This is a genomic window from Arthrobacter cheniae (assembly GCF_003602275.1).
GTDB lineage: Bacteria > Actinomycetota > Actinomycetes > Actinomycetales > Micrococcaceae > Arthrobacter_D > Arthrobacter_D cheniae.
Genome location: NZ_QZVT01000005.1, coordinates 332,703 through 353,933, shown reverse-complemented (window position 1 = coordinate 353,933; position 21,231 = coordinate 332,703). Strand labels below are relative to the sequence as shown.

Here is a 21,231-nt window from a genome sequence, read left to right as displayed (position 1 = left end):
CCCGTGATCGAAGTAGAAGTGGTGGGCGTACGGATCGAACTGCCCTCGAACCAGCCGTTGGTCCTCCTGCGCGAATCATCGGGGGAGCGGCACCTACCGATCTGGATCGGCGCCCCGGAGGCCAGTGCCATCGCCTTCGTGCAGCAGGGAATCGTACCGCCACGACCCATGACGCATGACCTGCTGGTCGACGTCGTCGCTGCTGTGGGCAAGGTCATCAGTGAGGTACGGATCACCTCGGTCGAGGACACCGTGTACCACGCGCAACTCGTGTTCAGTGATGGTGTGACCGTCAGTTCCCGCGCCTCGGACGCTCTGGCCGTTGCGCTGCGCGTCCCGTGTCCCATCTACTGCGCCGACGACGTGATGACAGTGGCCGGCGTCGAGATCGCCGACGCTGATGCCGATGACGCAGAGGACGGCGACACGGAGGCAACGGCCGAGAAGGAGGTCCTCCAGTTCAGGGAGTTCCTCGCCGATGTGGAGCCCGAGGACTTCGAGCGCTAGGCGGAGTTGCGGGCACGCATGGGTTCTTCTTCCGGAGTCCCCGGGTGCCGGCTTCGTGTTGGCGGCGAGCCTTCGCCGACACGCCGATTCTTGGGATGCAGCCTCTTTGACCTCGGCCCTTCCGCGATCTAACGTCGAACCATACAGTTCCCATCATGTGTGGGGGACTCGGGGCGCACGTGAGTGCACGTCCTGAGGTTCCTCCCAGAGCATCTTTCCCGGGGACGCTACGAGGAGGCAACACGTGAGTCCGAAGGGTGACGCCGGCAAGGCAAGCAGCCCGGCAGGCGCTGGTGTGCCGGCGAGCGCCCAGGGCTTACTGTTCACGGAAGATCTCCCCGTCCTCGATGAGGATGCCGGCTACCGCGGCCCCACAGCCTGCAAGGCCGCGGGCATCACCTACCGTCAGCTCGACTACTGGGCCCGCACCGGGCTCGTGGAGCCGGCTGTGCGCAGTGCTTCCGGGTCCGGTACGCAGCGGCTCTACGGATTTCGCGACATCCTCGTCCTCAAGGTCGTCAAGCGACTGCTCGACACCGGCGTCTCCCTCCAGCAGATCCGCACTGCTGTTGAGCACCTGCGTGAGCGCGGCGTGGAGGACCTTGCGCAGATCACGATCATGAGCGACGGCGCCAGTGTGTACGAGTGCACGTCCGCCGACGAGGTCATAGACCTCGTGCAGGGCGGCCAGGGAGTGTTCGGTATCGCAGTGGGGCGCGTCTGGCGTGAAGTGGAAGGCAGCCTCGCGGCCCTCCCGAGCGAGCATGCGCTGGAACAGGATTTCCCGGGCGACGAGCTCAGCAAGCGCCGGGCCACCCGCAAGATCAGCTAGCGCTACCCGCGGCCGGGCGATTCTTCACCGGGCAGGAGCGATCCCGACAACGTGTGCCGTTACCTCATTGAAGCACTTGATGAGGGAGGCATGGTCGTGTGCGGGTCAGCGTCGAGCGCTGCGGCTCCGCATCCTTCCGGAATCCATGACACCTCTCAGCAGCTCATCGAAGTAGCCCGCTGCCTGCCGGGCGGATTCTCCTGGCCAGTGATGCACCGAGTGGGCTGCGCCCTGGATCTGCTGCCAGTTCGCCTGCTCCGGAATGGTCGGACTGAGGAGGAGGTCTCCGAACATCTGCTTCATCTCTCCGAGCCGGAATGCGTGCTCGTGGGAGGACGCGCGAACGCGGTTCGCCACGATGCCCGCAGTGTGCAGGTCAGGGGCGAACTCACGGCGGAAGAGTTCGAGGGCACGCATGGTTCGTTCCGTGCCTGCCACCGAGAAGAGGGCGGGCTCGGCCACGAGGACCACCTTGTTGCTCGCGGTCCACGCGATGCGGGTGAGTCCGTTGAGTGAGGGCGGGCAATCGATGAGGACGAGGCTATAGCCCTTGACCCGCGACAGGAGCGTGGTCAGTCGACGTTGATCACGTCGACCGAGATCTGGCCGGTCGTAGATGCCGGAGTACGCCGACCCCATTGCCACATCGAGCGTCGATGTCGAGGGACCCGACAGCTTCGCTGCGGTCGCAACCCAGCCGGCAGGGACGGTGTTGGCTCCCAGATCGCCGCGCCGCGCGTCCTTGAGGAGGCGCCCGACGTCGATCTGGCCCGACGGCCTGACGCCGAGCCCGGTGGTCACATCAGCGTGAGGATCGAGGTCGACGACGAGGGTGGGGATGCCCGCTGCCAACGCGGCCGAAGCCAGCCCCAGAGTGACCGACGTCTTGCCCACGCCGCCTTTGAGACTGCTGATGCTCACTACCTGCACGTGTTGAACCCATACCTGTCTGTGACCGCCGCCGGAGCAGGCGGATGTCCGATTGATCCCCGACCAATCATAGGGGAGAAGCGCCCGGACTCCCGGGACGGCGCTGCCGTGCTCGTCGTCACGGAGGGCGGAGAAGCACGGCGACCTGCGCAGAGGACTCCGGCCGGCCGCCGGGTAGGATCATGCCAGCGTGAAGGACCCAACCGGCAAGGATGCAGGAGTGCGATGTTCTCGAAGATTCTGGTAGCTAACCGCGGCGAGATCGCGATTCGGGCTTTTCGGGCTTGTCATGAGGTGGGAGCGAAGACTGTTGCGGTGTTCCCTCATGAGGACCGGAACTCGATCCACCGGCAAAAAGCCGACGAGGCGTATCTGATCGGTGAGGAGGGACACCCGGTGAGGGCGTATCTGGATATCGAGGAGATCATCCGGGTCGCGGTGGAGTCGGGGTGTGACGCCATTTATCCGGGGTATGGGTTCCTGTCGGAGAATCCGGGGTTGGCGAGGGCCGCGGCGGAGGCGGGCATCACGTTCGTGGGCCCGCCGGCGGACGTGCTGGAGCTGGCGGGTAACAAGGTGATGGCCCTCGACGCCGCTCGCGCGGCGGGTATCCCGGTGTTGGGCTCGTCGCGGCCCAGCGCCGACGTCGAGGAACTGATAGCTGCGGCGGACGAGATCGGTTTCCCGGTGTTCGCGAAGGCTGTTGCCGGTGGTGGTGGCCGTGGGATGCGTCGGGTCGAGACCCGCGAGGCGCTCCCGGAGGCGCTGGAGGCGGCGATGCGGGAGGCGGAGTCCGCGTTCGGTGACCCGACGATGTTCCTGGAGCAGGCGGTGTTGCGGCCTCGGCATATCGAGGTGCAGATCCTCGCGGACGCCGAAGGCAACGTGATGCATCTGTTCGAGCGGGATTGTTCGCTGCAGCGCCGCCACCAGAAAGTCATCGAGATCGCTCCCGCGCCGAACCTGGATGAAGGGATTCGACAGGCGTTGCATCGGGACGCGGTGAAGTTCGCGACGGCCCTGGGCTATGTGAATGCCGGGACGGTGGAGTTCCTGGTGGACACGGTGGGGGAACGCGCCGGTCAGCACGTGTTCATCGAGATGAACCCACGCATCCAGGTCGAGCACACCGTCACCGAGGAAGTCACGGACGTCGACCTCGTCCAGTCGCAGCTGCGGATCGCCGCCGGGGAGACCCTGGCGGATCTGGGACTGAGCCAGGACACGGTGTACCTGCGGGGTGCTGCCCTGCAGTCGAGGATCACCACGGAGGACCCGGCGAACGGGTTCCGTCCTGACGTCGGACGGATCTCCGCCTACCGGTCCGCAGGCGGCGCCGGGGTGCGCCTGGATGGCGGGACCGTGTACGCGGGGGCGGAGATCAGTCCGCACTTCGATTCGATGCTGGTCAAGCTCACCTGCCGGGGCCGCGACTACCCGACCGCGGTGACCCGAGCCCGGAGGGCGCTTGCCGAATTCCGGGTCCGCGGGGTCTCGACGAACATTTCCTTTTTGCAGGCGGTCCTGGACGATCCGGACTTCGTCGCCGGGAACGTGGCCACCTCCTTCATCGACGAACGCCCCGAACTCCTCACCGCCCGGGTACCGGCGGACCGGGGCACGAAACTGCTCACCTGGCTCGCCGACGTCACCGTCAACCAGCCCAACGGTGCCCGGCCGGCCCACCTGGACCCACGGGAGAAATTGCCCGCCCTGCCCGAGGACCAGGCGGACCGGGACGCCGGGCGGGATGCTTGGCGCGATGCCGGGCGGGAGGCCCCGCCGCTTCAGGCAGGTAGCCGGCAGCGGTTGCTGGAGTTGGGTCCGGAAGGTTTCGCGCGGGCCTTGCGGGAACAGACCGCGGTCGCGGTGACGGATACGACATTCCGGGACGCGCACCAGTCTCTGTTGGCGACACGGGTGCGGACCCGTGATCTTGCCGCAGCCGGTGCGAGTGTCTCGGCCCTGACTCCCGGCCTGCTGTCGGTGGAGGCCTGGGGTGGTGCGACGTACGACGTCGCGCTCCGGTTCCTGGGTGAGGACCCGTGGGAGCGCCTCGACGTGCTGCGGCGGGAGATACCGAACATCTGCCTGCAGATGCTGCTACGCGGCCGGAACACCGTCGGCTACACCCCCTACCCCGAGGCCGTCACGACGGCGTTCGTGGCCGAGGCCGCAGCGTCCGGGATCGACATCTTCCGGATCTTCGACGCCCTGAACGACGTGTCGCAGATGGAACCGGCGATCCGCGCGGTCCGGGCCACAGGGACCGTGGTCGCCGAGGTAGCGCTGTGTTACACCTCGGACATGCTCGATCCCGCCGAGAAGCTCTACACCCTGGACTACTACCTGGATCTTGCCCAACGGATCGTCGATGCCGGCGCGCACATCCTGGCCATCAAGGACATGGCGGGCCTGCTCCGCCCGGCCGCCGCCGCGCGCCTGGTCACCGCCCTGCGGGAACGCTTCGATCTGCCGGTGCACCTGCACACCCATGACACCGCCGGCGGGCAGCTCGCCACCCTGCTGGCGGCCGCCGACGCCGGCGTCGACGCCGTCGACGTCGCCAGCGCAGCCCTGGCCGGAACGACCAGCCAGCCCTCGGCGTCGGCTTTGGTCGCCGCCCTGGCCCACACACCCCGGGACACAGGCCTGGACCTGGGGAACGTGTGCGCGCTGGAACCCTACTGGGAGGCTGTGCGGCGCATGTATGCCCCGTTCGAGTCCGGGCTCCCCGGCCCCACGGGCCGGGTCTACCGGCACGAGATCCCGGGAGGCCAGCTCTCCAACCTCAAGCAGCAGGCCATCGCCCTGGGACTGGGCGAACGCTTCGAGGCCATCGAGGACATGTACACCGCGGCCGACAGGATCCTGGGGCGCCTGGTGAAAGTCACACCGTCCTCGAAGGTCGTCGGGGATCTTGCCCTGGCCCTCGTGGGCGCCAACGCGGACCCGAAAGAGTTCGAGGACAACCCGCAGGACTACGACATCCCCGACTCGGTCATCGGGTTCCTCAACGGAGACCTCGGGAACCCGCCCGGTGGCTGGCCCGAACCCTTCCGCACCAAGGCCCTCCAGGGCAGGGAACTCAAACCCCGCAATGCCGAACTGTCCGCCGATGATGAGAAGAAGCTCGCAGGAACCCCGAAGGAGCGCAGGACCGCACTGAATACCCTGCTGTTCGCCGGACCCACCAAGGATTTCCAGGGTATCCGCGACACCTACGGCGACGTGTCCGTCCTGGGGACCGCGGACTACCTCTACGGACTGCAGCCGGGCACCGAGCACGTCATGGAACTCGAAAAAGGCGTCCGCCTCATCGCCACCCTCGAAGCCGTCGGCGAGCCCGACGAGAAGGGCATGCGGACCGTGATGTGCACCCTCAACGGGCAAATGAGACCCGTGAGCGTGCGCGACCGCAGCGTCGACAGCGACGTCAAGGCCGCCGAGAAAGCAGACCCGGGAACCCCCGGGCACATCGCTGCGCCCTTCGCCGGATCCGTGACCATCAACCGCACAGAGGGAGACACCGTCGCCGCCGGAGACACCATCGCCACCATCGAAGCCATGAAAATGGAAGCGAACATCACCACACCCATCAACGGAACCATCCAACGCGTCGCCTTCACCGGCACCGCACCAGCCCAAGGCGGAGACCTCCTCCTCGTCATCGCACCGTCCTGATAGCTCCTTGCGCCACAGCCTGCCCGCGCTCCCTCAGCACGTGATCCTGTGTAACTGCGGGCAGGCTACAGTGAAGCGCTGGAAAGATCAGTACGGCGGATTCGCGCACGACGGCGGAGTCGCCAACCCGACGATCTGTGAGGAACCATGGCAAGCGACACGACCGACCCCTCGACAGCCGGAACCGGCGGCACCGCGCCGGGTGCTGACGCGACGACCCCGGATCGAACGCAAGGCGTCCCGATCGTGCCCGGTGTCCCGCTTCTCCCCGGGCAGGGCCGAATCAAAGACGCCGACGCCGACGCCGATACCGACGCCGACAGCGACAGCGACCGGAGCGGTGGTGCTGCCACCTCGGACAGTGCTGCCACCTCGGATAGCGCTGCCACGGAAGGCGCCGCACCTCGTCCCAGCGTGATGCCCGCTACTGCGGGCATCACTGAAGCGGCCGAACCTATCGGTTGGACCCCGTCGGGTTCAGGGAGCGGGAGAACGTCGCCCACCGAAGCAGATTCGAACGGCGGAGGCCTACCGGGCACCGCCGGTTCGACAGCTGGAGCCGCCGCCGAGCGCACGAGTCGACGCGACAGGGAACTCGGCCCCGAGCCGGCGTCGGCACTCACCGCCGGCCGACTGCTGGTCGGCGTAGACCGGCCGCCCGTCTCGGGCTGGCGGCGCTGGTTGTACACGGCCACCTTCGGACGCGTGAACGTCGGTGACTCGGACGCCGTCCGCGTCCAGCGGGCCCTTGAGCACCGCATCTCCGCCCGGCTCGGCGGACGGACGCGGTACGTTCCGGTGCTCTCCCGCAAGGGTGGTGTCGGCAAGACGACCGTCACCACTCTCCTCGGTATGGTCCTCGCCGACGTCCGCGAGGACCGCATCATCGCCATGGACGCCAACCCGGACCGGGGCACGCTGTCAGACAGATCCCCGGGTCGCGCAGACCACACTGCGCGGCAGCTGGTGCGGAACCGCTACACGATCGACTCGTTCGCCCAGCTCGCCGGGTACGTCACGCGCGACGGTTCCCGGCTTCATGTGCTCGCCTCCGACACGGACCCGGCAGTGGCCCAGGCCTTCGACGATTCCGACTACCGCGCGGTGACGGACCTGCTCAGTCGCTACTACTCGATTGTGCTGACCGACTCCGGGACAGGTATGGTCCATTCCGTCATGAAGGGAACGCTCGAGAAGGCGGACTCGGTGGTGCTGGTATCGGGTGGAAGCATCGACGAAGCGAGACTGGCCTCCGAAACACTCAGCTGGCTCGAGGCCCACGGTCGGCAGGACCTCGTGGCCAAGGCCATCGTGGTGATCAACCTGTCCTCGGGCAACGGCACTCAGGTGAACATCTCGCAGATCGAGCAGCACTTCCGATCGCGGGTGAAGACGGTTGTCCGCATCCCCTACGACCGCCACCTGGCGGAAGGTTCGTGCGTGGACCTGAGCAGGCTCAATCCGGCGACACGGCGGGCAGTGACCGAATTGGCGGCGCTCGTCGTCGACCAGTTGAGTGCCTGACCCGCGGCTAGACTTCGGAGGTGACCCACTACGATCTCGCAATCATCGGTTCCGGCTCCGGAAACACGCTCATCTCGCCGGAGTGGGATGACCGGACAGTCGTCCTCGTCGAGGGTGGGACTTTTGGGGGTACGTGCCTGAACGTCGGCTGCATCCCCACGAAGATGTATGTCTATCCAGCGGAACTCGCGTCCGCCCCTACCGCCTCAGCGCGCCTCGGCGTCGACCTGTCCTTCGAGGGGGTGCGCTGGGCCGACATCAGGGACCGCATCTTTACCCGGATCGACGCCATCTCGGGAGGTGGCAGGACCTATCGGGCCGACGAGCTGCAGAACGTGACGCTCATCGAGGAGTACGTCCGGCTGACCGGGGAGAAATCCTTCGAGACAGCCTCGGGCGAGACCGTGACAGCGGATCAACTGGTGATCGCGACGGGATCCCGTGCCATCCTGCCGGATATCCCCGGAATTTCCCTGCCCCAGGTGCATACCTCGGATACCGTCATGCGCCTCGACGAGCTGCCCAAGCGGCTGCTCATCATCGGCGGCGGTTATGTCGCCGCGGAGTTCGCGCACGTCTTCTCCTCCTTCGGTACCGAGGTGACCGTAGCCGTGCGTTCCGGCGGCATGCTGCGTCACCTCGACGACACCGTATCGGAGGCCTTCACGCAGCAGGCCCAGCAGCAGTGGGATCTTCGCCTCCTCACCGATGTGACGAGCCTGGCAGCCACGGCCGACGGCAGCGTCACCGCGCGCCTCAACGGACCGGACGGCGTCGTGGAGCTCGAGGCCGACGTCGTGCTCGTCGCCGTCGGCCGCACGCCCAACACCGATACCCTCGGCGCCGCAGAGGTGGGCCTCGACCTGCACGACGACGGCCGCCTCGTCGTCGACGACTATCAGCGCGTCCTGCGGAACGGCGAGCCCGTCGATGGCCTGTGGTCGCTCGGTGATGTGAGCAGCGACTACCAGCTGAAGCACGTGGCGAATCATGAGGCGAAGATCGTCGCCCACAATCTGCTGCATCCCGGATCCCTGCGGGCGAGCGACCACCGTTTCGTGCCCGCAGCGGTGTTCTCCCATCCCCAGGTCGCCTCCGTCGGTATGACGGAAGAGGAGGCACTGACGCATGCGGATGCCACGGGTACCACGATCGTCACGGCCGTTCAGCACTACGGCTCGACGGCGTACGGCTGGGCCATGGAGGACACCACGGGCTTCGCGAAGATCATCGCGGACCAGTCCACCGGACGCATCCTCGGCGCTCACGTCCTGGGCCACGAGGCGTCGATGATCATCCAGCCGGTCATTCAGGCCATGTCGTTCGGACTCGACGCCAAGACCATGGCTCGTGGGCAGTACTGGATCCACCCGGCTCTCACCGAGGTCATCGAGAATGCGCTGCTCAGCCTGAAGACGGAATGACGCAGCCCTCCTCGCCGACGTTGCGGGGAGGAAGGCTGCGTTTGCTAGACCTTGGTGGCGGAGTAGATGGATTCGACGACGTCCGAGTAGTCCTTGAGGACCTGCGCGCGCTTGATCTTGAGGGACGGGGTCAGGTGACCCGACGTCTCGGTGAAGTCGGTCGGGACGATCCGGAAGACCTTGATGGCTTCGGCCCGGGACACGGTGGTGTTGGCAGTATCCACGAGCTCCTGGATCTCCGCGAGGACCAACGGATGTTCCGCCGCTTCCGACATGGTGGTGCCGGCGGGAAGCTGGTGCCGCTCGAGCCAGCCCGGGAGCGCTTCCTCGTCAAGGGTGACGAGCGCCGAGATGAAGGGACGCTGGTCACCGACGACGACGCACTGGGAAACCAGGGCGTTGGCGCGGATAGCGTCCTCGAGCAGCGCGGGGATGACGTTCTTCCCGCTGGCCGTCACGATGATCTCCTTCTTGCGTCCCGTGATGCGCAGGAAGCCGTCCTCGTCGAGCTCACCGATATCGCCTGTCCGGAACCAGCCGTCCACGAAGGCCTCCTCGGTGAGTTCGGGACGGTTGAAGTAGCCCTTCATCACGCAGACGCCCTTCGCGAGGATCTCGCCGTCGTCGGCGATCTTGACCGCGTTGCCCGGGAGTGGAGCGCCTACCGTGCCGATCTTGATCTTCTTCGGGGTGTTCACGGTGATGGGCGCAGTCGTCTCGGTCAGGCCGTAGCCCTCCAGGACCATCAGGCCGATGCCGTGGAAGAAGTGGCCGAGCCGGTCCCCGAGCGGCGCGCCTCCCGAGACCGCGTGCTGGACGCGTCCACCCATGGCGGTGCGGATCTTGCCGTAGAGCAGCCTGTCGAAGATGGCGTGCTTGACCTTCAGGCCCAGCGGAATCTTGCCGGCCTGCTCGGCCTTGGACCAGGCGATGGCGACGTCGGCGCCGGCGTGGAAGATCTTGCCCTTGCCGCCGTCCTCAGCCTTGAGCATGGAGTTGTTGTACACCTTCTCGAACACGCGGGGAACGGCGAGGATGAAGGTGGGCTTGTAGCTCTGCAGATCCGGCAGGAGGTTCTTGACGTCGGGGGTGTGGGCCACGGTGGCGCCGGCCGCGACGCAGAGCACGGAGATGAACCGCGCGAAGACGTGGGCCAGGGGTAGGAACATGATGGTCTGGCCTCCCTCGCGGGCTACCTCCGGCAGCGCGGCTGCCCCGTTCTCGGACAGTTCGACGAAGTTCCCGTGCGTCAGCTCGCAGCCCTTGGGCTTGCCCGTGGTGCCTGAGGTGTAGATGATCGTCGCGACGTCGTCGAGCCCGGCGTAGGCGCGGCGGTCGGCAACCGTCCGGTCCTCGGTACCCGCACCGGCGGTGCGCAGGGTGTCGAGGCCGTTGCCGTCGAACTGCCAGACGTGCTGCAGGGACTCGATGCCCTCGAGTGCCACGGCTTCGCGGACAACGTTCTCGTGGCGGGCGGACTCGACGAAAGCACCGACGGCTCCGGAGTCACTGAGGATCCAGGCGACCTGCGCGGGCGAGGACGTTTCGTAGACGGGGACGGACACGGCGCCGGCGAACCAGATGGCGAAATCGGCCAGGGACCACTCGTACCGCGTGCGCGCCATGATGGCCACACGGTCGCCGGGCTGGACGCCCGAACTGATCAGGCCCTTCGCGATGTCCTCGACCTGGCGGCGGAACTCGGTGGCCGGGATGTCCTCCCACTCACCGGACTCTCGCTTGACGGCGAACAGCGCGGGATTGGATGGCTTGGCCGCCTGCCGAATCACCAGATCCGTGATGTTGGTCTGGCGGGGAACGTCCACGAGGACGGGAACGCTGATGTCGCGCACGATAGCTCCTTTGGGATCGACCTCGACCGTGAGGTCGCTTCAGCCTATAGGTTCAGCTGCCCGAATCTCCGTCCAGTAATGTACAGATCGGTAACGCGGCGCCGAGCGCGGTCCGCGAGGACGAGGAAGGACCGCATGGCGATCACCACCGAACCGGGTGGAACGAGGCCCCGCCGGTTACGCAGCGAGGCAGGTATCGCGTGGCGCGCCAACGGGCCGTTGTCACAGCGGGCGGCCCGGACCTCCTTTCCCAATCCCGCCCGGCGAGGACTCTCGGTCGGTGTCGACATCGGCGGCACCAAAGTGGCTGCAGGCGTGGTCGATGTGCACGGAAGGATCCTCGCCGAAGCTCGGAGGGCGACGCCGGGACAGGATCCCAGGGCCGTCGAAGAGGTCATCACCGAGCTCGTCCGGGAGCTCTCGGCCGAGTACCGCATCCGCTCGGTCGGTATCGGTGCGGCCGGGTGGATGGACCTGTCGAACAGTACGGTTCTCTTCTCGCCCCACCTCGCCTGGCGTAACGAGCCGCTGAGGCGGAATCTCGAAAAACTGCTGCGCCGACGCGTGACGGTGGTCAATGACGCCGACGCCGCAGCCTGGGCCGAGTGGCGTTTCGGCGCGGGGCGCGGGGAGTCACGCCTGGTCTGCGTCACCCTCGGTACGGGCATCGGCGGCGCCATGATCATGGGTGGCCGCGTGGAGCGCGGGCGGCACGGCGTCGCAGGCGAGTTCGGGCACCAGATCATCGTGCCGCAGGGTCACCGGTGCGAGTGCGGCAACCGCGGCTGCTGGGAACAGTACGCGTCGGGTAACGCTCTCGGGCGTGAGGCGCGCGAGCTCGCCGCAGCGAATTCGCCCGTTGCCAAGGCCATCATCGACGCCGCTCCCAAGGACGGCACCGCTATCACAGGCGCGCTCGTCACAAGGCTGGCCATGGAGGGGGATGCGGCGTCGCGCGAGCTGGTCGACGACGTCGGTCAGTGGCTCGGGCTCGGACTGGCCAATCTGGCCGCGGCACTCGACCCGGGGACCTTCATCATCGGCGGTGGGCTCAGTGCCGCCGGCGAACTCCTGCTGGATCCGGCTCGAAGGGCTTTCGGCAGGAACCTGACGGGTCGGGGCTTCAGGCCGGCTGCGCGGATCGAGCGCGCCGCTCTTGGCCCCGAGGCCGGGCTCATCGGCGCTGCCGACCTGTCGCGACTACTCTCCCGCAGCGGAACCTGAGGCCCCAGACGGTCGTCCGTCCTGCCGCTGCGTCAGGATCGCCCGCCCTGTGAGTCGTCCGGGACAGGGAGGCGTCACACTTCGGCGCCGTCGTCCCCGATATCCCGGTGCTTCGGCAGTTTCGTCACGAGGAAGCCGGCGCCCGCCAGGAACAGGGCGACTACTCCGAGCGTGGCTGCCAGGGGAGCGTCGCGCCAGAACATGGCGAACAGGAGGAGCAGGATCGGCCCGCCGGCCGCCCCGATCCAGGCAAGGACCGTCAGGGGATCGCCCGAACCGAGCGGCGGCGGCTCGTCAGGCGTGAAGCCGCTGTCCTCCTCCTCGGGCTCCACCGGTGCGTCGTAATCCCGCGGACCGGCCGAGCTGAAGGGTTGGTTGCGGAAAATGGCCTCTGCCCGCTCCCGATCGGTCAGGCCGTCGCCGTCCGTGCTGCTACGGGTTCCGGAGGCGTCCGTCCTGTGTGCGCCGCGACCGTCCGGGTGAGTTCCTGCGGCACCGGCGGGGGGAAAGTCGTGCTCCCGTCGGGGGGCGTCGGGGGACCCAGGATCGACACCGGTACCCTCCAGCCGGGCCACAAGGTCCTGCCATACGGCGTCATCGGTCGATTCGTTCGGTTCCTGACCTCGGGGGCCCATACTTTGCTACCTGCTGTCGCGTGCTGCGCCTGGGCTCGAGGACATCGGGCCGGCATCCTGGTGATCGGAGGGCGTGCTGGTTCAATCGTGGACACCGACCGGCGCTACGTCAACCGGTCTGTTCTACCCGCTCGCCGGTTCCCTTACCATCGGGCGCCGAGCGTCCGTCGGCGCCAAACCCTTAGAGTAGGCTTCCACAGGAAAAAGCGGGTGGCATGCAACGTGCCGCACCGTCCATGCAGGGAGGCTGGCAGCGTGTTCTATTGGGTCATGAAACGGATCATCGTCGGTCCGATCCTGAACCTCCTCTTCCGGCCCTGGGTCAAGGGACTCGACAACATCCCCTCCTCCGGTCCTGCGGTAATCGTCAGTAACCACCTGTCCTTCTCCGACTCGATCTTCCTGCCGATCGTCGTGCCTCGGCCCGTCGTCTTCCTCGCGAAGTCCGAGTACTTCACAGGGAAGGGCTTCAAGGGCAGGCTTACCGCGATGTTCTTCCGCCTCTCGAACCAACTGCCCATGGACCGTTCGGGCGGGGCGGCGTCGTCGTCCTCGTTGACGGCCGGCATGGACATCCTCAATGAGGGCGGCGTCCTGGGAATCTATCCCGAAGGTACCCGCAGCCCGGACGGGCGCCTGTACCGGGGAAAGACAGGTGTTGCCAAGCTCGTCCTTGCCACCGGCGTCCCGGTGATTCCCGTGGCGATGATCGGAACCGACAAGGTCCAGCCCATCGGCCGGCGCATCCCCAACATCAGGCGGGTGGGCATCATCATCGGTGAGCCGCTCGACTTCAGCCGTTACGAGGGACTGGAGGACGACCGATTCGTCCAGCGGTCCGTCACGGACGAGATCATGTACGAACTGATGCGCCTGTCGGGGCAGGAATACGTGGACGCGTACGCCAGCACGGTCAAGGAGCGCCTCGCTGCCGAGAAGCTAGCAGGGCGGAAGACCCCGAAGCCGGGAGCCGACACGCGCCGTGCCGCGGTGCGCATCTCGACGGACAGCAACGCTCCGGCGCCCGGAGCCGTCACCGAGATCGGCAGGGCGAGCTCCTCCGACGAGCAGCCCCCGGTGACGGATGACGCCGCCGTGGACAAGGGCAAGAACGCCGGACCCCAAGCGGGCTAGGCGGACAGGCGGAGGCGCCGGCCTCTGTGACACATCGCTACGCGGCGATGACGGGGCGAATCGGGGCATGTCCCCCCAGCACGTAGAATTCGGGTGTGACTGATTTCCTGACTCCTGTCCTTCCGCGTTCGACGGAATCCGCCTCATCGACCACCGCCGGCCTCGATGCCTGGCGCTCGATGACCGCGGTGCAGCAGCCCACATGGCAGGATCCGGGTGTGTATTCGGCGTCGGTCAAGGAACTCTCGAGTCTTCCGCCACTCGTTTTCGCCGGTGAGGTGGACGTGCTCCGCGAGCGCCTCGCGGCCGCGGCTCAGGGCAAGGCCTTCCTCCTGCAGGGCGGTGACTGCGCGGAGACCTTCGACGGCGCCACCGCCGACAGGATCAGCGCCAGGGTCCGCACGATCCTGCAGATGGCCGTCGTCCTGACCTATGGCGCATCACTGCCCGTCATCAAGATGGGCCGTATGGCGGGCCAGTTCGCCAAGCCGAGGTCCTCCAACGACGAGACGCGCGACGGCGTGACGCTCCCGGCGTACCGCGGTGACATGGTCAACGGGTACGACTTCACCCCGGAGAGCCGCGGGCACGATGCTTCACGCATGGTGAAGGCCTACCACACCTCGGCTTCGACCCTGAATCTCATCCGCGCCTTCACCCAGGGTGGGTTCGCGGACCTCCGACTGGTCCACCACTGGAACAAGGGTTTCATGGCCAACCCGGCGCACTCGCGCTACGAGTCCTTGGCCCGGGAGATCGACCGCGCCGTGCGTTTCATGGACGCATGCGGCGCCGACTTCGAGGCCCTGAAGCGCGTCGAGTTCTTCGCGAGCCATGAGGCTCTGCTGCTGGACTACGAGCGTGCGCTGACCCGGATCGATTCACGTACCTCGCTGCCCTATGACACCTCCGCCCACTTCCTGTGGATCGGGGAGCGGACGCGCGAGATCGACGGGGCGCACGTGGACTTCCTGTCGCGTGTCAGGAACCCGATCGGCGTAAAGCTCGGTCCGTCCACATCGGCCGACGACGCCCTCGCGCTGATCGACAAGCTCGATCCGAACCGCGAACCGGGACGCCTGACCTTCATCACCCGCATGGGGGCCACGAACATCCGCGAGAAACTGCCGAAGCTCGTCGAGCGCGTGACGGCCTCCGGCGCTCAGGTCCTGTGGGTCACCGATCCCATGCACGGGAATACGGTGACGTCTCCCAACGGGTACAAGACCCGTAACTTCGACGACGTCATCGACGAGGTACGCGGATTCTTCGAAGTCCACAATGCGCTGGGTACCTTCCCGGGCGGCATGCATGTGGAGATGACGGGCGACGACGTCGCCGAGTGCCTCGGCGGAGCCGACCCCATCGACCAGGACGCGTTCCTGGAGCGCTATGAGTCGGTGTGCGACCCACGCCTGAACCACATGCAGTCACTCGAGATGGCGTTCCTCGTCGCGGGCGCTCTCTCCAAGAGCTGACCGGAGCACCTACGTGACGGTGATGCGTACCGTCGTCCCTTCGGGCTGATCACCCGTCGGGCTCTGTCTGGCCACGAGGCCGAGGACGGCGCTGCCGAAGGTGTAGTCGACCTGCACCACGAAACCGGCCGCCTCCAGGGCAGCGACGGCCCGGTCCTCGGGCAGTGAGAAGACGTTGGGCACCTTCACCGAGCGCGGTCCCCGGGACAGTGTCAGCGTGACTGGTGTACCCCGCTGCACCTCGACGGCCGTCGGAGCCTGGCTGATGACAGAGCCCGCCGGAACGGTCCTGCTGTACTCCTTGACCTCGACGACCACGGCCTCCAGCCCCGCCTGCTCGAGAGCGGACACCGCTTCCTGCTCGGTGAGCCCGGCGACGTCGGGAACGGCGATCGGTGCCGGCCCGAGTGACACGACGACGTCCACCGTGGAATCGCGGCGCCGTTCGGCGCCCTTCTCTGGTGTCTGCCGGAAGACGTCTCCTGCAGTCACCTCCTCGTTGTATTCCTCCTCCACGCCTCCGAGAGCGAGCCCGGCCGAACCGAGTTCGACGGCGGCCTCGACCGCCGTCCTGCCGAGGAGGTCAGGGACGTCGAAGAGTTCGGGTCCCTTGGACACGATGAGTTCGACCGGCTCGAACCGACGGACCTCGGACGACGCGACCGGATCGGTCGCAATCACGAGTCCCGCAAGGACCTGCTCGTTGAAGACCTCCTCCGTGGTGAGGGACGCGAGGCCCTGCTCGTCAAGCGCTGCGCGCGCTTGCTCGAGCGGCACGTCGGCGACATCGGGAAGGGACACGACTCCCGCAGGTCCCGCGCCGAAGAACCAGCTCGCAATGGCGACGAGCGCTGCCAGCATGATCAGCAGGGCGACGAGTACGCGCACCCAGCGGCGGGCCGCTCGGCCGTGGAGGGACTTCTGCGGGCGCTGCGCCTGACGGGACTGCTGCCGTTTGGACAGGGGGCGTGCCGTGCTACCCGCGGTGCGCGCGCCGCCCGGCCGCTCGCCGCCATCGCGTCCGGTGTTGTCACGCCCGGCCTCGGGTGCGTCCTGTTCGGTGTGCCCGTCGTACCAGCCGACGTCGCCGTCGGTCCAGGAGGCGCTTTCGTGGCTCCCGGGGCGTCCGATTCTGGTGGTGTCGGTCGGCGAGGAGACAGCCTGGCTGGAGGCTGCTGCCGCAGGCGTACCGTGCGGCCGGCCGAAGGACGGCGGAGCCGCGGGCATGGTTCCGATCACGCGAGTCGCGTTGTGGTCCCTTCCGATCACGCTGGTGGAGTTGTCGTCCTGCATCGTCCGTGGGAAGGCCTCCGTGGCTCCGCCCGGCGCCGGGGCTTCCACGCGTGCGTCGTCGGCGAACCCTGTGCGCGGCAGTGCCTCCGTGCGGTAGCCGTCGTCGTCGGGTTCATCGACGGAAATGCGCGGGACGACGGCGGAGGTGAGGGTGTTCTGGACCGGGCGGGGTCCGGGCGCATCCGCGGGAGCGAAATCCAGTTCCTCATCGGTCAGGACGGCACTGATGTGCCGGAGTTCGCCGAGCAGCGCCGCTCCGTTGACGGGCCGATCCTCAGGATCCCGGGATGTGCACCACTGGACGAGTTCATCGATGTCCTCGGGTAATCCCGGCAGGAGGACGGAGGGTGCGGGTACATCGGACTGGGCGTGCTGGATAGCGACCTGGATGGGCGTCTCGCCGGTGAAGGGCTGCTTGCCGGTCAGGAGTTCGAAGAGCATGATGCCCGTCGAGTAGATATCGCTCTGTGCCTCGGCGGGTTTGCCGAGGACGAGCTCGGGGGAGAGGTAGGCGACCGTGCCGACGAGGGTGGCCGTACCGGTGGTTGCCGAGACTGCCCGCGCAAGGCCGAAATCGGCGATCTTCACCTGCCCGGTATCCGACAGGAGCACATTCTCGGGCTTCACGTCACGGTGGACGAGGCCGGCGTCATGTGCGGCCGCGAGCCCTTCGACGACGGCGTCGAGGAGCACCAGGGCATGGCGCGGAGTGAGCCGGCCGTGTTCGCGAAGCAGGTCCCGAAGGGTACGGCCCTGCACGAATTCCATGACGAGGTAGGCCACGGCCTGCCCGTTGATCTCGTCGACCCCCTGATCGAGGACACCCACGACGTGGGGATGGGACAGGCGGGCCGCCGACTTCGCTTCCTGCTCGAAGCGGTCGATGAAGCCGGGTTGGTCGGCGAGGTGCGGGTAGAGGACCTTGAGCGCAACCCGACGATCCAGCCGACGGTCGGTGGCGAGGTACACCGTGGACATGCCCCCGCGGGCCAACCGCGACTGGACGACGTAGCGTCCGTCGACAGTAGCGCCCTCGAGGGGGTCCTTCCGTTGCTGGTGCACCATCCGATACTAAACGGGCGCAGCAGGAGGGGGCGGGACCACCACGCGAGCCCGCCCCCTCCTCGGCCTTGCTCCGGGAGTTCTGCGCGAACTCCGGTCCGGACCTACCGGAAGTTCTTCTGGTGGGACTTGATCGCGGCGACGTACTGCTTGGTGTCCTCGTACATGCCCCGGGACTGCACCGAGTACTGCCCCTGGTAGTAGGAGGCGATTGCAATATCCAGCGACGGGCTCGTGCGAACGAGCGAGCGGATGATCGCGACACCGGCCGTAGCGTTGTCGTGGGGATCCATGAGGTTGAGCTTGCGACCTACGAGGTCGCTTGCCCACTGGCCGGACGAGGGGATGACCTGCATGGTGCCGATGGCGTTCGCAGGAGACACCGACCGCTGGTTGAAGCCGGACTCCTGGTAGGCGAAGGCGAGTGCGAGGCTGGGATCGACGCCCATGGAGCGCGCCGTGTCGGCAACGATCTGCTTCATCTCAGCCTGCGACGGCGCAGGCAGGGAGTTCAGCAGCGCCTTGTTGGCGTTGGCGTCCGCCACCACCCTGTCCGGATATGTGTAGCCGAGGAACGTCGACGGGACGAGGTCGGTGGCAGTGGGGGCCGGAGCAGGTGCCGGGGTGCCGCTCTTGCCGGGGATCGTGAGCTTCTGCCCGGGGTAGATGACAGTGGACGTCGTCATCTTGTTCGCGCTCAGCAGTGCCGGCAGCGCCACCCCGTTCCGGGAGGCGATGGCACCGAGGGTGTCTCCGCCCTTCACGGTGTAGGAGCCGGACTGGGGGGCCGGCGCCGGGGCGGGCTGGTTCGCCTTCGGCGGGGTGGACTGGGTAGTGACCGACCCTGTCAGCTTCAGCTTCTGGCCCGGGTAGATGATCGACGTCATGGAGAGGCCGTTCTCCTTCAGCAGCGAGTCGAGGCCCACTCCGTTCCGGGAGGCGATGGCACCGAGGGTGTCTCCGCCCTTCACGGTGTAGGAGCCGCCGTCGACCGGTGCGGGTGCGGGCTTGCCCGGAGCCGGGGCGGGAGCAGCCGAGGGAGCCTTGCCTCCGAGGCCGAGCTTCTGGCCCGGGTAGATGATCGAGTTCATCGACAGGTTGTTGCCTGAGAGGAGGCTCTGGAGGCTCACGCCGTTACGGGTAGCGATGGCACCGAGGGTGTCACCAGGCTTCACGACGTAGGTGGATCCGGGCTTCTCGCCGGCTGGAGCCGCGGGTGCGGGCGATGGCTTCCCACCGGGCGCGGTGCCGGTCAGCTTGATCTTCCGGCCCGGGTAGATGATCGTCCGTGCGTCCATGCTGTTGAGGGTGAGGACGGCGTTCGTGGCCAGCCCGTACCTCTTGGCGATCGCACCGATGGTGTCCCCGGGCTTGATGGTGTACTCGCTCGGAATCGTCTGCGTCACAACTGCGATCTTCTGCGCGGGTACCTGTACGGCGACCAGAGCGGCCGGCACGATCGCCCTCGAGGGAAGAGTGATTGCCGTTCCGCCGAGGTGGTGGGCGGTCGAAGCGACCTGAGCGGGCGCTGCCGCTGCCGGTTGGGCGAGGGCCACGGAAGAGAGGATCACCGCGGGCAGCGCGGCAGTGGTGACGGCGATGTTCAAGCGGCGCGGGCTCGCGCCGACGGCCTTCTTGCGGGCGCCGTGCAGCGGTGCGTTCGATCGCTGGGCAGTCATGTTTCGTTCCTCGTCTGTTGGCGGCTGAGTCCGCGCGGACGCATGAGCCCGGTGGAGAACTTCCTGTCCGGGCACATGCACGTGCTGATGCTGTTGTGTCACGTGTTGTTAGTGTTGCTTGTGTGACTCCTGTGAACTTACACGATAAAGGCATTAGCACAAGTGGTCCCGAAAGCGCGGAAGGCTCCGCTGCGGCGTGTCGTCCCCTGTCGGCCTGCGTGTCGCCTGGACGTCGAGCGGTACAGGATGTATGCCCGGTGGGTATGGGTCGGTGATGACGTCGACCCGAGTGGAGATGGGGAGTGCGGGCGTGGCACCCTTGAACGGTGAATGAACTAGAACTCCTCGTCCCGTCCTGGCTGAACCTTCCCGATGTGGCCAGGGCACTCGACCTCCCGATCACGAGAGTGCACTCGCTCATCAGCGAGAAGTCTCTCGTCAGCGTGCGGATCGGTGATCGGAACATCCGCAGCGTCCCCGCCGAGTTCCTGGTGGAAGGTGCCGTCCTCGACAGCCTGAAGGGCACCATCGTCGTCCTGGCCGATTCGGGCTACGGGGACGAGGACATCATCCGATGGCTCTACACAGAGGATGAGTCGCTGCCGGGTCGTCCGATCGACGCCCTGCGCGAGGGCCGGAAGACCGAGATCCGGCGTCGTGCCCAGGCAGCCGCCTGGTAGCAGTTCCCGGGTTGCCCTGCCCTTGGCGGGTGTTCGTCCTGATCGCCGACCGAAAGTCGCCGACGTGATCGCCGATTGAGGATCGCCGACGTGATCGCCGACCGAGGCTCGCCGACGGCCGGGATCCATCAGGCGCTCCTGGTCACCGCCGCTTCGGCGAGGAGGCGGAGGGCCTCCATCGGCACCGCGTCGATGTCGAGCTCTTCGAGCGCACTGAAGGCCTGTTCCGACTTCGAAGCGATGAGTTGCTCGGTATGGGCCAGCGCTCCGCTCGCGATGATGAGTTCGCGCAGGGTGTGGACGGAAGCCGCGTCGAGGGAGGTATCTCCCAGCATCCCGTTGATCCTTGCCCGGGCATCGCTCCCGCTGGATCCAAGGGCCCGTGCAATGAGGAAGGTGCGCTTGCCCTCCCGCAGATCGTCGCCTGCAGGCTTCCCGGTCACGTCCGGGTCCCCGAAGACGCCGAGCACGTCATCGCGAAGCTGGAATGCCTCGCCCAGGGGGAGCGCGAACGCGGAATAGGCCGACAGCAGTGCCTCGTCGGCGCCGGCGAGCGCGCCCCCGAGCATCAGTGGACGTTCCATCGAGTACTTGGCGGACTTGAACCGCAGGATGTTCAGCGCCCTTTCCTCGGCTACCTCCGGCGTCTGGTCCGGCCCGACCGCCTCCTCCAGGAGATCGAGGTACTGTCCCGCCATCACCTCGGTGCGCATCCGGTTGAAGATGATCCGGGCAGCACCGCCCGCTTCGGAGGAGCACGACGACGTGAAGAGCTCCTCGCTGAAGGCAAGGCAGAGGTCTCCCGCAAGGATTGCGGCCGACACACCGAAACGCTCGGGATCCAGATGCCAACCCGCATCCGTATGACTGGCCGTGAACTGCCGGTGCACGCTCGGACGCCCGCGCCTGGTGTCCGAGCGGTCGATGATGTCGTCGTGGATCAGGGCGGCGGCCTGGAAGAACTCGAGTGCCGTCCCGGCCGTAACGGGTGCGGACGCCCCTGCTGATCCTCCCGCGGCCCGCCACCCCCAGTAGCACAGGAGCGCACGCATCCTCTTGCCGCCTCCGGTCAGCGTTGCGATGCTCGAGATGAGGGGCAACGATTCCTCGGAGATGGCGGCCAACACGTCCCGCTGCTCGGCCAGGAAGCCGTCGATGGTGCGCGTCAGGGAACCGCGGAAAAGATCCTGCTCAGCGGTGACATCGTGAGCGGGGCTGCCCTGGTAGGGGGTGGCAGGTGCGGACAGCATGGATCTCCCGGGCAGGTCGGCTGGTCTGGAGCTTCCACTCTA

The 21,231-nt window shown here is 67.1% G+C and carries 15 protein-coding genes; 9 read left to right on the top strand and 6 right to left on the bottom strand.

Annotated elements, in window-relative coordinates:
• Positions 1 to 3: 3 nt before the first annotated feature.
• Both D6T63_RS11875 and D6T63_RS11870 read left to right on the top strand, forming a co-directional pair.
• A complete protein-coding gene (locus D6T63_RS11875; RefSeq protein WP_120149236.1) occupies positions 4 to 507 on the top strand; it encodes a bifunctional nuclease family protein in 504 nt (167 codons plus the stop codon).
• A gap of 244 nt (positions 508 to 751) precedes the next feature.
• Positions 752 to 1,339: a MerR family transcriptional regulator gene (locus D6T63_RS11870; protein ID WP_120149235.1), complete on the top strand. Its 588-nt coding sequence runs from the start codon at positions 752 to 754 to the stop codon at positions 1,337 to 1,339.
• 105 nt (positions 1,340 to 1,444) lie between these two features.
• Here D6T63_RS11870 and D6T63_RS11865 read toward each other — a convergent pair whose 3' ends face one another.
• Positions 1,445 to 2,269: a ParA family protein gene (locus tag D6T63_RS11865; RefSeq protein WP_120149234.1), complete on the bottom strand. Its 825-nt coding sequence runs from the start codon at positions 2,267 to 2,269 to the stop codon at positions 1,445 to 1,447.
• Positions 2,270 to 2,494: 225 nt separating this feature from the next.
• On the opposite strand from D6T63_RS11865, the gene D6T63_RS11860 reads away from it, so the two are divergent.
• From D6T63_RS11860 to D6T63_RS11850, 3 genes are all read left to right on the top strand, one after another.
• Positions 2,495 to 5,953 (top strand): pyruvate carboxylase, encoded by a 3,459-nt coding sequence (locus D6T63_RS11860; protein ID WP_120149233.1) that lies wholly within the window; start codon positions 2,495 to 2,497, stop codon positions 5,951 to 5,953.
• Between the two features lie 147 nt (positions 5,954 to 6,100).
• Positions 6,101 to 7,477, top strand: a complete 1,377-nt coding sequence (locus D6T63_RS11855) for a MinD/ParA family ATP-binding protein (RefSeq protein ID WP_120149232.1) — start codon at positions 6,101 to 6,103, stop codon at positions 7,475 to 7,477.
• A 20-nt stretch (positions 7,478 to 7,497) separates the two neighbouring features.
• Complete coding sequence (locus D6T63_RS11850) at positions 7,498 to 8,901, top strand: mycothione reductase (RefSeq protein WP_120149231.1); 1,404 nt, start codon at positions 7,498 to 7,500, stop codon at positions 8,899 to 8,901.
• 44 nt (positions 8,902 to 8,945) lie between these two features.
• Here D6T63_RS11850 and D6T63_RS11845 read toward each other — a convergent pair whose 3' ends face one another.
• The gene (locus tag D6T63_RS11845; RefSeq protein WP_120149230.1) at positions 8,946 to 10,754 is read right to left on the bottom strand and encodes an AMP-dependent synthetase/ligase; all 1,809 of its coding nucleotides are present in this window, start codon (positions 10,752 to 10,754) and stop codon (positions 8,946 to 8,948) included.
• A 135-nt stretch (positions 10,755 to 10,889) separates the two neighbouring features.
• Here D6T63_RS11845 and D6T63_RS11840 point away from each other — a divergent pair, with 135 nt between their 5' ends.
• On the top strand, positions 10,890 to 11,978 hold the full coding sequence (locus D6T63_RS11840; RefSeq protein WP_120149229.1) for an ROK family glucokinase: 1,089 nt from the start codon (positions 10,890 to 10,892) through the stop codon (positions 11,976 to 11,978).
• Positions 11,979 to 12,052: 74 nt separating this feature from the next.
• Here D6T63_RS11840 and D6T63_RS11835 read toward each other — a convergent pair whose 3' ends face one another.
• Positions 12,053 to 12,613, bottom strand: a complete 561-nt coding sequence (locus tag D6T63_RS11835; protein WP_120149228.1) for a hypothetical protein — start codon at positions 12,611 to 12,613, stop codon at positions 12,053 to 12,055.
• A 255-nt stretch (positions 12,614 to 12,868) separates the two neighbouring features.
• On the opposite strand from D6T63_RS11835, the gene D6T63_RS11830 reads away from it, so the two are divergent.
• Entirely contained in the window at positions 12,869 to 13,747 is an 879-nt protein-coding gene (locus tag D6T63_RS11830; RefSeq protein WP_120149227.1) for a lysophospholipid acyltransferase family protein, read from the top strand.
• A 95-nt stretch (positions 13,748 to 13,842) separates the two neighbouring features.
• Positions 13,843 to 15,225, top strand: a complete 1,383-nt coding sequence (locus D6T63_RS11825; protein WP_120149226.1) for a class II 3-deoxy-7-phosphoheptulonate synthase — start codon at positions 13,843 to 13,845, stop codon at positions 15,223 to 15,225.
• Positions 15,226 to 15,234: 9 nt separating this feature from the next.
• Here D6T63_RS11825 and D6T63_RS11820 read toward each other — a convergent pair whose 3' ends face one another.
• Positions 15,235 to 17,583, bottom strand: coding sequence for a protein kinase domain-containing protein (locus D6T63_RS11820; RefSeq protein WP_120149225.1), 2,349 nt, complete (start codon positions 17,581 to 17,583; stop codon positions 15,235 to 15,237).
• A gap of 101 nt (positions 17,584 to 17,684) precedes the next feature.
• Positions 17,685 to 19,259: a lytic transglycosylase domain-containing protein gene (locus D6T63_RS11815; RefSeq protein ID WP_120149224.1), complete on the bottom strand. Its 1,575-nt coding sequence runs from the start codon at positions 19,257 to 19,259 to the stop codon at positions 17,685 to 17,687.
• Positions 19,260 to 19,585: 326 nt separating this feature from the next.
• On the opposite strand from D6T63_RS11815, the gene D6T63_RS11810 reads away from it, so the two are divergent.
• Complete coding sequence (locus D6T63_RS11810; protein ID WP_120149223.1) at positions 19,586 to 19,939, top strand: Rv2175c family DNA-binding protein; 354 nt, start codon at positions 19,586 to 19,588, stop codon at positions 19,937 to 19,939.
• Positions 19,940 to 20,067: 128 nt separating this feature from the next.
• Here the strand turns inward: D6T63_RS11810 and D6T63_RS11805 are convergent, their stop codons facing one another.
• Positions 20,068 to 21,189 carry a polyprenyl synthetase family protein gene (locus tag D6T63_RS11805; protein WP_120149222.1) on the bottom strand — a complete coding sequence of 374 codons (1,122 nt, stop codon included), beginning with the start codon at positions 21,187 to 21,189 and terminating at the stop codon, positions 20,068 to 20,070.
• Between the last annotated feature and the right edge of the window lie 42 nt (positions 21,190 to 21,231).